Origin of the sequence: uncultured Ruegeria sp., from assembly GCF_947504215.1 — a bacterium.
Taxonomy (GTDB): domain Bacteria; phylum Pseudomonadota; class Alphaproteobacteria; order Rhodobacterales; family Rhodobacteraceae; genus Ruegeria.
This window is the reverse complement of the sequence record NZ_CANNGO010000003.1, coordinates 212,489-223,809: the sequence shown is the minus strand read 5'-3', so window position 1 is coordinate 223,809 and position 11,321 is coordinate 212,489. Positions and strand designations below refer to the sequence as shown.

Below are 11,321 nucleotides of genomic sequence, written 5' to 3'. Positions count from 1 at the left end.
GTTGGTCCTTCGTATTTGCTGGTAGTCAGGTAACGTTAGGTTGGGAGTACAATATGGAATTACCAACACTGACGTACGAAATGATAGTCGTACTGAGTCTATTGTCTTTTACAGTCTTACTTTTTGTTACCGAGATTATTCGGATCGATGTTGCAGCAATTCTTGTAATGGTTCTGCTTGGTGCACTGAGCTATCTACCGGGGTTAAGTAATTTAGCCGATACATCCAAGCTCTTTGAAGGGTTCTCCTCGAACGCTGTGATGTCCATCATCGCAGTTATGGTAATTGGGGCTGGGCTTGATAAGACTGGACTCATGTCAAAGGTTGCGGCCCTGATCCTCAAGAACGGAGGCACGACAGAGGCACGGATAATCCCGATAATTTCAACTACGGTTGGTGTGATCAGCTCTTTCATGCAGAACGTGGGAGCTGCTGCGCTTTTTCTGCCAGTTGTGAGCCGCATCTCCGCACGTACGGAAATCCCGATGAGTAGGTTGCTTATGCCCATGGGGTTTTGCGCGATTCTGGGTGGTACGATCACATTGGTCGGGTCGTCGCCCTCATCCTGTTGAATGACCTGATTGTTTCGGCAAATTCAACCCTTCCGGCTGACCAACAAATGGAGACATTTGGGTTGTTTTCAGTCACGCCTATCGGTGTGATGCTGGTGCTGACAGGGGTGCTTTACTTTGTGCTCTTTGGTCGTTGGGTTCTCCCTGCGCAGCGAGAGCGTGGCGAGGACGCAAGCTCAGCCCGGTCCATGCAGACCTATGTCGAAAACACCTATGGGCTTAGGGCCGATATGTTCGAGATACGTGTTCCAGAGGGCTCGATCTTGATCGGACAAACGCTCGCAGATGTCATGGTCGCCCACAACTTATACATTCTTGGCACATCCTATCGCGGTCACAAGGTCATCGCGCCGATGGCTGATACAAAGATCGAAGCGCCAGCGCGGCTTGCAGTGCTTGGCCTGCGCCGTGTTGTTGAGCATCAGTTTGCTGAGCCTTACGGCTTGGAGATCCTACTCCAACTGGATGTCTTTGCAGATGACTTCGCCGCGACCCAATCGGGGGTTGCAGAGGTTGTTATTCCGCCCGGTTCATCGGTCGTTGGTCAGACTCCGATTGATTTGCGTCTCCGTCAGACACACGGGTTGTCATTGTTGGCTATTCAGCGTGGCGAAGAAACACTGAGTCATGTGGAAACCGAAGATCATGTTGCCACGCATATCGGGCAAGTCCCTTTGCAAGTCGGCGATACCTGTGTCGTGCACGTGCAGTGGGACCGTCTGACCCGACTGAAGTCAGACAGGGATTTTGTGGTAGTAACCTCGGACTTTCCCCAGGAAGAGTTGCGGCCACACAAGGTCGGTTGGGCACTCGCCTTCTTCCTAATAGCGCTGAGCTTAATTCTGTTCTCTGATCTGCGCTTGTCGTTGTGCCTGTTGATCGGCGCTATTGGGATGGTGTTGAGCCGGGTGCTCTCGATTGACGAAGCCTACGAGTCGATTAGTTGGAGTACAGTTTTTCTACTCGCTTCACTGATCCCGTTGGGCCAGGCAGTCCAGAACACCGGCACTGCGGATTGGATTGCCGCGCATGTGCTGGCCCTCCTGAAGGGTTGGCCGATCTGGTCGTTGCAAGCAGGTATAGCCGTTTTGGCAACGGCATTCACGCTGGTCATGTCCAACGTAGGTGCAACTGTTCTGCTAGTGCCCCTAGCCGTTTCTATTGCCGTATCGGCGGGCGGTAATCCGGCTGTATTTGCTCTCACCGTGGCAATTTCAACGTCCAACTCATTTTTGATCCCAACACACCAGGTGAACGCGTTGATCATGGGCCCGGCAGGCTACCGGGTGGTCGATTTTGTTCGCTCGGTTGGAATTATGACTCTGCTTTTCTTGGTTGTTTCAATGACCGGGCTTGCGCTTTTCTTCTAGACCGCTTCTCGACGATCTGCACAAATGAACTCTGCTTCAGCTCAGAGGTACTCATAAGATAAGGTTTTTGAGACCAAACTTTTTTGGAGCCGCAGATTGAAAACGTTTGCAAAAAGAGCCTCTTCCGCGAGGGAGCGAAGTATTGCGTCCAACTCATACAAACCTGAAGTCGGTATAAGCTGGAACTGGACCGTTTTAGTTTTATCGATCACTGTTGTCGGACCAAGACCGTCGGCAATTTTGGAGAGTTCACGATGAAGTTCCTTCGTACACCGGACCACCGGTTTGACGGGTTGCCAGATTTCGAATTTGGCCCGAACTATCTTGATGTGGATGATACCGAGGGCGGTCTTCTCCGACTGCACTATTTGGACGAGGGACCGACGCAGGCACCGCCAGTATTGTTGACGCACGGAGAGCCCGCCTGGTGCTTCCTGTATCGGCACATGATGCCGTTATTCAAAGATGCGGGCCATCGAGTTCTGGCTCCTGATTTGATTGGATTTGGACGGTCGGATAAGCCCACTAAGCGATCCGACTACACTTACCAACGCCATGTAGACTGGATGTCCGAGTGGTTGCGGAAAGTTGACCTAACAGACATCACGTTGGTTTGTCAGGACTGGGGCGGTCTCATTGGGTTGCGGCTGGTTGCGAGTATGCCCGAGCGGTTCTCTCGGGTAGTTGTGGCGAACACGGCCTTGCCCACCGGTGACACGCCCTTGGGCGAGGCATTTCTTTCATGGCGGGAATACTCGCAATCCGTGCCTGAATTTAATTCGGGACGCATCGTATTCGGCGGCACGACATCCAAGATTTCCGATGAAGAGGTCGCAGCATACAACGCGCCGTTCCCGGATGCGCGTTATCTGGCAGGCGCTCGAGAGTTTCCAATGTTGGTGCCCGACTCGCCTGACAATCCAGCTTCAGAAGCTAACCGAGCCGCATGGGAAAACCTCAAGACCCTCAAAACTCCGTTTCTGACTGTTTTTGGAGAAGATGACAGGGTCATGGCGGGAATAGACAAAGTGTTCCAAAAGTCGATCCCAGGAGCCGCCGGTCGAAATCATACCGTACTGCCAAAAGCCGGGCATTTCATCCAAGAAGATGCTGGTACAGAGCTGGCACACGCGACTTTGAAATTCATCGAGCAAACTTAGCGGCTATTAGTTGGTGCAACCCGTTGGAATGTTCGCCCTGAAAAGATGTTCGACTGTGCAACAGTCCCCGGCCCATAAGGCGGTTACTAAAGTTTCTTCTGCCCTACAGCTTAGATGACCCTCATCAATTCTATTGCTCCACCAATAGCCAGGACAGTCTTGTATAGCGCAGCCAATTGAAGAAGCGATTTAGTGTCTTTGCCCGTGGCCTCAACACACACCAAATTTGCGACGCAAATGCTCAGCCAAGGCCGTTATGCGACGTGGTTGGGCTCGGCTAGGTGGAAACATCATTTGCAAAGGTTTCGGCGGTGGGAGGAACTCGCGCAAGACAGAAACAAGTCTGCCAGAACGAACATCGTCGCCCACATCCAGCTCCGACTTCAATACGACCCCATGGCCTGCAATTGCCCAATCGCGGATGAGTGAACCATCATTGACTATTCGATTTCCATTTACCGATACGCGTTGGGCTTTTGGTCCTGTTCCAAACTCCCAAACATTGTCGATCATGTCTCCAAACCTCATGACCAAGCAGTTGTGGTTTAATAAGTCTTCTGGTTTTTCGGGCGTTCCGAATGAGGCCAGGTAATCTGGGGACGCACATACGAACCGTTGGTAGCTTCCTAGATTTCGCAGTCTGAGCGAGCTGTCTGTGATGTTGCCGAAGCGAACGGCGAGGTCAAAACCCAGGCCTACAAGGTCGACGTAGCCGTCTGAGAGGGACAGTTCGATTGAGACGGCAGGGTTCTCTTCTGTGAATTCGGCAATGACTTCGGAGACAAAGCTTCGTCCCAAGTCGATGGGTGCGCTTATGCGAATTGGACCAGACAGAGTTTCGGCGCCGTGCCGAACAAGTGTGTCCAAGTCCGCAACTTCACTGAGTACGCTTTTTGCTCCGTCAGCTAGTGTCCGGCCTTCTTCGGTCAGGCTAATGGAACGGGTGGTGCGGTTGAACAAAACCACTCCGTAATGTGCCTCCAGAGCCGCGAGCCGCTCGGACACTGTAGTGCTCGACATCCCTGTCTCGCGCGCCGCAGCCACAAGACTGCCTTTCTCGGTTATGGTCAGAAACAAGCGAAGATTGTCTAGAAGCATTATACGGATTTTCCGGATTATATGTTCGACCTCGCCCTGTTTATCCCGAAATGACCGAGGCGTAAATCAGAGGCATCGCTTATGAAAACAAGGGACCTATTCCAATGGCCAAGCTGACAATCGTCGCCAACATCAAAGCCAACCCCGACAAGATTGACCTCGTAAAGGCCGAGCTTATCAAGCTCATCGACACAACCCGTGCCGAAGAGGGTTGCATTAACTATGACCTGCACCAGGACAACGACAACCCGGCTCACTTGGTGTTCTACGAAAATTGGGAAAGCCGAGAGCTTTGGCAAACCCACATGGGTGCTCAGCACCTTCGGGATTACCTGGAAGCAACAGACGGCTCCGTTGCAGAATTCACGTTGAATGAGATGACAGTCATCGGTTGATAGAGAACCGGACAAAGGAGCACGTTATGAAAGCCGTGGGATACCGTGAGACAGGGTCGACTGATCGGGCGGACGCCTTAATCGACTTCGAGGCCGACAAACCGACGCCGAAAGGGCACGACTTGTTGGTGAAGGTGCAGGCCGTGTCAGTGAACCCAGTCGATACGAAAATTCGTCAAAAACGTGCTCCTGTAGGTCCAGCACCTGATATTCTGGGGTGGGACGCAGTAGGGATCGTCGAAGCAGTTGGCGAAACGGTTGAGACTTTCAGTCCGGGAGATACAGTTGGTACGCCGGGGCGATCAACCGACCGGGAACCAATGCCGAGTTTCATCTGGTGGATGAACGTATTGTCGGGTCAGCGCCAAATTCCATACCTGCAAAAGCAGCTGCGGCGATGCCGCTAACGACGCTTACTGCCTTTGAGATGCTGTTCGACCGCCTGCGAGTTCAAGATGCCGTTTCCGGCGGGACCAATACGTTGCTGGTTATTGGTGGCGCAGGCGGTGTCGGGTCAATCACCATTCAATTGGCACGGGCTCTCACTGAGTTGACAGTGATAGCGACGGCGTCCCGACCCGAGACACAAGACTGGGTTCGAGAGCTAGGCGTACATCATGTCATCAACCATGCGGAACCTTTTGGCACACAACTCGAGGCTCTCGGTATCGAAAGCGTGGATTTCATCTATTCAACAAACCATTCCCAGCTTTATGCGTCTCAAGCTGGAGAGGTGATGACAGCTCAAGGTCGCTTTGGGTTGATCGATGATCCTGAGACCTTTGACATCGCGCCATTCAAACCCAAATCGATCTCATTGCATTGGGAGTTCATGTACACTCGGTCGCTTTTTGGGACTGGAGATATGAACCGTCAAAGCGAAATACTGAATCAGGTTGCCGGGTTGATAGACGATGGAAAGATCAGATCTAAGGCAACCGAAACGCTTGGTTCAATCAATGCTGCAAATTTAATGAAAGCACATGCTATCCTCGAAAGTGGCAAGGCCAAAGGAAAGCTCGTGCTTGAGGGTTTTTAGATGAGAATTGAGCGGCTAGATCATGTGAATATCGTAACAACTAAGTTGTCTGAAATGGCTACTTGGTATGAAGAGGTCTTGGGTTTGAAACTCGGGGCCCGCCCTGATTTTTCGTTTCCCGGAGCTTGGTTGTATGCGGGTGATCACGCAGTGGTTCACCTTGTGGGTCACGAAGGCACGCCAAATTTCGGCTCCGAAGTGAAGCTCAAGCTCGAGCATTTTGCGCTCTCAGCCACGGGGCTGAGCGCATTCGAAGAAAAACTGATCTCGAGTCAAATCCAGTACCGCAAAACTGACGTCCCAGGGGCTCGAATGGTCCAAATCCATGTGGCCGATCCTGATGGAAATCATATTCATATAGACTTCGACGAAACCGAGTAAGTGGCTAGCCCTCGAAATAGTTGGAACGCAAAATCAAGCTCTTGCCGATTAGTGGTCGAGATCCTTGCCGGGTTGCTTCCAAGAATTACTCGGACCAACATTTTTGGGCGGTACAAACGTCGATTCGGAGATCAGCATGCCGGACCTCGAAACAAACAAGAAAAACGTCATCGCTTTCTACGAAATGATGTTCAACGAGTGTCGACCTTCCGAGGCGATAGCGACCTTTGTTGGTGAAACCTATACGCAGCACAACCCGCATGTTGGCGACGGCAAGCAAGCTTTTGTCGAGTATTTCGAGCGCATGGCTGCTGAATACCCGGGAAAGCGTGTGGACATAAAACGTGCCTTTGCTGAAGACAGCCACGTTATTCTGCATTGCCACCAAATATGGCCGGATGATCTCGAGTACGCAGGGATCGATATTTTTCGCCTGGATGCTGATGGTAAGGTTGTCGAACATTGGGACGTTCTTCAGGAAGTTCCAGCAAACAGCGAGAATGACAATGGCATGTTTTGACTTGTCCGATCTGAATGCGTTGCATGGAACTGCAAAAGTAACTGTCGGCTGAACCACGATAGTCAAAAGTCATAAGTCTGATCCAAGAAACCCGCCGAAGCGTATCTATCAAGAACCCTTTAGCAAGGAGATAAATATGCTCCCGACCAGCATTTTTGCGGCGACCATTGGACTTTTCGTAGCTACTTCTCTTCAAGCCGGAGTACAAATTCGCTTCATAGAAGGCGCACCCAAGGACCGGTTTGTTCTGACAAATGTCGGAACGTGCGAAGTTGAAGCTTCGACCCTCAAAATTGATTTGTCGCAATCTACCGGACGATTGATTTTCGACGTTGCCGAAAAAGGTGCGGGCGTAGAGGTCTTTCAACCTCTCGAATTCGTTGAGGGTGTGGATGCTCTGCGGCAAATTCCAGTAGTCGTGGACGGGCAAAACACAATTGAGATTGAGATCGCCTCCCTTGCAGCCGGGGACAAACTGGCCTTTACCATCGATGTAGATGACACCATCGGGCAACGCGAAATCACCGTAACAGGGTCGGAGATCGAAGGCGCTACGGTGTCTTATACTGATGAGGGCGAGACCAGTACTACGACCTTCTCTTCCGAAGCGTTTGTCAACGTCACGACTAAGGGCTGCTGAAAGCTGCACCACAATGTCAAATTGGTTGATCCGCATAGCATTCCTTGCGCTCATGTTGGGAGGCGGCATCCTAATCGGGACACTGACCGCACCTGGCGGTTGGTATGCGCAGCTATCTAAACCGGCTTTCAACCCTCCAAATTGGATTTTTGGGCCGGTTTGGACGGTGCTTTATGTGTTGATCGCCATGGCGGGTTGGCGCCAGTTCGAAACAGACCGAAGCTCGGCTGCCATGAAGCTGTGGTGGGCACAGATGGCTCTGAATTTTTTGTGGTCCCCAACCTTTTTCGTACTGCAACTGCCGTGGTTTGCGTTTGTGGTCATTGTCGGGTTGCTGATTGTCGTCGTCATGTTCATCGCTCAGGTCAGGCACTCGGATAGGGTCTCCGAACTGGCCTTCTTGCCTTACTTTGCATGGGTCGCATTTGCCGCGGCACTGAACCTTTCCATTGCAATACTGAACTGAGAAGAAACAATATGCGTGCCAAATTTGTTGGGCTTGTTTCAAGTCTTTATATCATCGGATCTACAATGGCACAGGCTGATGAAAATCTTGTTGAAGACTTTTCCAACTCTCCGGAGACGCATTGGGACTACGTTGCCGACACTGTCATGGGCGGAGTTTCTTCAGGGCAGGTGCAGTTTCGTTCGGATGGTGATGTTGCATTCGCGCGGTTGACCGGAACCGTCAGTACGGAAAACAACGGCGGTTTCATCCAGTTTCGGCGCAAGTTGCCTGATCGGCCAGATGCGAGTGTATCGGGCGTCAGGCTGTTGGTACGGGGGAATGGCGAGCAATACTTCGTTCACCTCAGGACACGTGGCACTGTGCTTCCGTGGCAATACTATCAGGCCGAGTTCGCAACTTCTGACAAATGGACCGAAGTCTCTTTACCTCTGTCAGGCTTCAAGGCTTCAGGTGCCATGTTGCGCGCTATTCCCATTGCTGACGAAGTCACCTCAGTTGGGGTCGTGGCGTACGGTCGCGATCACGAGGCCCGCGTAGATGTCAGCGAGATTGGTTTCTATTGATGGCCGCCCGAGCGAAAGGCTGCAATCTTCAGTTAGGCCGGTTTGGAATCGTGTGGGGTCGAAGTGTGCCAATGCCTGAATGCGGATGTACTGTTTCTTCATTTTAGATGCTGAACCTGTCTTTTCTAAGCGAACATTCAGAGTGTGCTGCTTTCTGAAGAGACAACTCGTCTGGCAGTCTCAAATTAAGAATACTTAATCAAAGCAAAGTACTTTTGGCAAAAAACAACTCCCACATGACGCTTATCTAAAGGAGTGAGTATCATGAAGAGGATTGCAGCTTTGGGCCTTGTTGCCTTGACCCTATCATTTGTTGGCACTGGTGCGTTTGCGGAGTGCCACTTTGGGAACGATGCGGTAACCGGGATGGAGACGATCATCTGTGAGACAGAGAGTGGCTTTTCCAGCTGGGGCACAATGATCGCTGAAGCTTGAGCGTTTTGGGGCACAACACCAAACTTTCTGTGAATTAGGGCAAATCAGATCGAACTCTGCAATTGGTAACACCAAAGCCAAGGAACACTCAGCGCCGAGAATGGTGACGCGACAGACTCTTCTATAGTTGTTGCGCGATACGGGACCTCCCTCGGGTCTCGCTGTGATTCAAGAAACTGCTCCAGTTCTTCACCTTGCTTTGAAGCGCTGGAAATTTCAAACTCACGCAACCTTGCGCCGATCCTTGGCGTTCCCCCCGGGCGGAGATTGCATGATGTTCTAAGAATTTGGCTTCGTAATCTGGCTAACACCGGTTTTTGCCTAGCCCCGTTCGCTGTCCAAAGCTTCGCGTATGAGCGTCAGATTCGGCAGCGAATTGTGAAATGGATCGGACCCGAGTTCGGACAAAACTGGAGCCAGGGATTCCGACATCCGCTCCATACAAGCTTTCAAAAACTCCGCGCCTTGCGGCGTAGACCGAGCAATTTTCGAACGCTTGTCATTGGGATTGGGCTCAAGGGTAATCAGGGCATGATTTTCAAGACTGGAGAGCATGTGCGTCATCGAAGTTTTGGGCACTTGAAACGCGTTCGATAGTTGCAGTGGCGTCTCTCCCTCGGGGCGCCGAACCAGATGGCCCAATATTCCAAATTGTGTCGCTGTCATTCTTCCGGGCAGGAACGCTTCCAGCTTGGTCGAGATCAACTGATTGATAATCCCGACCTCGGTGAAGAACCGGTAGACTTCGTTGGTCTCATCTTCAGGCTTCATTCAGAATTCGTGTCTCCAGCGGCCAGCGGGGCGTGGCAATTGGCTCGGGTCCATACCCCAAACGCAGCAACATTTGCACCGTGTGGCCCGGTGACGCAAGAAGCTCATGAGCCAAAGCGTATTCGTTGGCCATCTCAGGATATTCCTGAAGGGCCTGGCTGACCGGATGAACGCCTAGTCCCATTTCGGTTGTCTTTAGGTAGAAACGCATCAATTGACGTCCGGCATCGAGTTGGTCGCTTCGCGTATTTGTGGCTGTCGTGAGGACTGCGTATTGCGGCGTCGCGTCTAGCATGGCGAAGTAGCCTCGCATGTGTGACTGAGTGCCTGGGTGATCAACATTCATCAGGGTCTCATTGTCCAATAGACCGGTAAGTCGCAGTGTTTCCAACATGGGATCGCGTAATTCAATCCCGTCTGGGTTGGCGTTGATTTCTGCTTTCCCGATCCGCATCAGGTCGACGGATTCTTTCAGCGTCTGCGGTGTTCGCATTTCGATTTCGAAAGCGCGTTTCGTAAGGTCTTGAGTACGGGCCACCAAATCTGCATCGGTAATCAAAGTTGCATAGTTGCCAAGCGTAGACACTTGGTCGGCAGAGAGGCGCATTTCAGTGTACGGTTCTTTGTTGGAGTGTCGTTTGAGGATTTGATCTGAGAGTGGATCAGATGCCCCTCCAGGTACAAACACTGCTTCTGCGATAGGTCCTTCATTCCCATCGGGTAAGAGCGTGACTTGGGCATGAGATCCTTGAGCACCTGCTGCCAAGACCATCGTCTCGACAAACGCGCCAAGCCCAATAAAGAGCTGACGATGGAATGGATCGGTTTCAGGAAGCTCGCGATTGTTGTCACGGTGGATGCGAACCCTATCTTGACCGACCAACTCAATCAGCCATGGTTGGAGATTGTGTGGATTGGGGGAGAGAACTGCGTAAGACAATGCAGTTTTCCGGGGGTCGTCATATGATTTTGGCATCCACGGAGCCAGTGCCGCATGGGGTGTTCGCGTGGTGAGGAAACCAGTGACACCTGTTGCTGCCAGAATTGTGCCGCCGCCTAGGATCTTGAGAAAGCGTCTTCTATTTGGCATCTAGAAACTCCTTTAGTCCGATATCGTACTAAATAATACGAGTTCGTACTAAATCAACCCCAATAGCTTCTTGAGTAGTTTTGGGGCCTAGCTCAGTGCAAATTGGGACGGTAGGCCGCCATTTGGGCTTTGCTGAATGAGATTTCCGTATATGCCGTCAACCGGCATGTTCCTGCCGGAGAATTGGTTGGTCTCTTTTCAAAACCCTCAAAATCGCTGTAGAACTCCGGGACCACTCAAATCGGCAATGAAGTTTTTTGCTAAAAAACCACACGAATACCATTTGGCCGCGCCTGACCGGCACCGCCCGCGCAGTGATTGCGATGGGGCTTATTTCTCTTGTCTCTGCCTGTGCCAATAATCCAAACGACGCGGATCTCGATCCAGAACGTCAATCAATGGCGCTGCAAGAGGTCTCGCGAAAGCAGGCCCGGGGGCAAAGAGTATGGTGCGTGCCCTACGCACGAAACCTCAGCGGCATCGAAATTCGCGGCAACGCCAAGGACTGGTGGGGCAAGGCGCGCAATGCATTTGGCCGGGGCAATGAACCGGTTGTCGGTGCGGTAATGTCATTTCGAGCAACCGGTGGTATGCCCTTGGGCCATGTGGCTGTCGTCTCCGATATTGTCACCGACCGTGAAGTGATCGTGAATCATGCTAACTGGCATCGCAATAAGGTATCATTGAAAATGGGCGTCAGAGACGTATCCAAACACAATGATTGGACACTGGTTCGGGTCGAAAGCCAACCGGGTCGGTATGGCAGCTTCTACCCGGTGAACGGGTTCATATATCCAAAAGTTGGCGAGTAGCTACAA

12 protein-coding genes and 2 pseudogenes are annotated in these 11,321 nt (G+C 51.7%); 11 read left to right on the top strand and 3 right to left on the bottom strand.

All coding sequences use genetic code 11. From position 1 onward, the window contains the following. The first annotated feature begins 53 nt into the window (after positions 1-53). Together Q1B21_RS08260 and Q1B21_RS08255 are read left to right on the top strand one after the other, a co-directional pair. A pseudogene (locus Q1B21_RS08260) lies at positions 54-1,942 on the top strand (SLC13 family permease). Between the two features lie 254 nt (positions 1,943-2,196). Then, complete coding sequence (locus Q1B21_RS08255) at positions 2,197-3,102, top strand: haloalkane dehalogenase (RefSeq protein ID WP_299888195.1); 906 nt, start codon at positions 2,197-2,199, stop codon at positions 3,100-3,102. Between the two features lie 210 nt (positions 3,103-3,312). Here the strand turns inward: Q1B21_RS08255 and Q1B21_RS08250 are convergent, their stop codons facing one another. After that, the gene (locus Q1B21_RS08250) at positions 3,313-4,200 is read right to left on the bottom strand and encodes a LysR family transcriptional regulator (RefSeq protein ID WP_299888192.1); all 888 of its coding nucleotides are present in this window, start codon (positions 4,198-4,200) and stop codon (positions 3,313-3,315) included. A gap of 104 nt (positions 4,201-4,304) precedes the next feature. On the opposite strand from Q1B21_RS08250, the gene Q1B21_RS08245 reads away from it, so the two are divergent. The 8 genes and pseudogenes from Q1B21_RS08245 to Q1B21_RS08205 all read left to right on the top strand — a co-directional run bounded on the left by Q1B21_RS08245 (position 4,305) and on the right by Q1B21_RS08205 (position 8,642). After that, positions 4,305-4,595, top strand: coding sequence for a putative quinol monooxygenase (locus tag Q1B21_RS08245; RefSeq protein ID WP_299888189.1), 291 nt, complete (start codon positions 4,305-4,307; stop codon positions 4,593-4,595). Between the two features lie 26 nt (positions 4,596-4,621). Then, a pseudogene (locus Q1B21_RS08235) lies at positions 4,622-5,634 on the top strand (zinc-binding alcohol dehydrogenase family protein). Beyond that, a complete protein-coding gene (locus tag Q1B21_RS08230) occupies positions 5,635-6,015 on the top strand; it encodes a VOC family protein (protein WP_299888183.1) in 381 nt (126 codons plus the stop codon). Between the two features lie 136 nt (positions 6,016-6,151). Next, positions 6,152-6,535: a nuclear transport factor 2 family protein gene (locus Q1B21_RS08225; protein ID WP_299888180.1), complete on the top strand. Its 384-nt coding sequence runs from the start codon at positions 6,152-6,154 to the stop codon at positions 6,533-6,535. Positions 6,536-6,671: 136 nt separating this feature from the next. Further along, positions 6,672-7,175 (top strand): aggregation factor core, encoded by a 504-nt coding sequence (locus Q1B21_RS08220; protein WP_299888177.1) that lies wholly within the window; start codon positions 6,672-6,674, stop codon positions 7,173-7,175. Between the two features lie 13 nt (positions 7,176-7,188). After that, entirely contained in the window at positions 7,189-7,641 is a 453-nt protein-coding gene (locus tag Q1B21_RS08215; RefSeq protein WP_299888174.1) for a TspO/MBR family protein, read from the top strand. A gap of 65 nt (positions 7,642-7,706) precedes the next feature. Then, a complete protein-coding gene (locus Q1B21_RS08210; protein ID WP_299888171.1) occupies positions 7,707-8,207 on the top strand; it encodes a CIA30 family protein in 501 nt (166 codons plus the stop codon). A 264-nt stretch (positions 8,208-8,471) separates the two neighbouring features. Continuing rightward, the gene (locus Q1B21_RS08205; protein ID WP_299888168.1) at positions 8,472-8,642 is read left to right on the top strand and encodes a hypothetical protein; all 171 of its coding nucleotides are present in this window, start codon (positions 8,472-8,474) and stop codon (positions 8,640-8,642) included. 321 nt (positions 8,643-8,963) lie between these two features. Here Q1B21_RS08205 and Q1B21_RS08200 read toward each other — a convergent pair whose 3' ends face one another. Then, positions 8,964-9,413, bottom strand: coding sequence for a MarR family transcriptional regulator (locus Q1B21_RS08200; protein WP_299888165.1), 450 nt, complete (start codon positions 9,411-9,413; stop codon positions 8,964-8,966). Next, on the bottom strand, positions 9,403-10,503 hold the full coding sequence (locus tag Q1B21_RS08195; protein ID WP_299888162.1) for a twin-arginine translocation pathway signal protein: 1,101 nt from the start codon (positions 10,501-10,503) through the stop codon (positions 9,403-9,405). Before Q1B21_RS08195 ends, Q1B21_RS08200 begins: the two co-directional genes overlap by 11 nt. Positions 10,504-10,955: 452 nt before the next feature. Here Q1B21_RS08195 and Q1B21_RS08190 point away from each other — a divergent pair, with 452 nt between their 5' ends. Beyond that, positions 10,956-11,315: a CHAP domain-containing protein gene (locus tag Q1B21_RS08190; protein WP_366525398.1), complete on the top strand. Its 360-nt coding sequence runs from the start codon at positions 10,956-10,958 to the stop codon at positions 11,313-11,315. Positions 11,316-11,321: the final 6 nt, after the last annotated feature.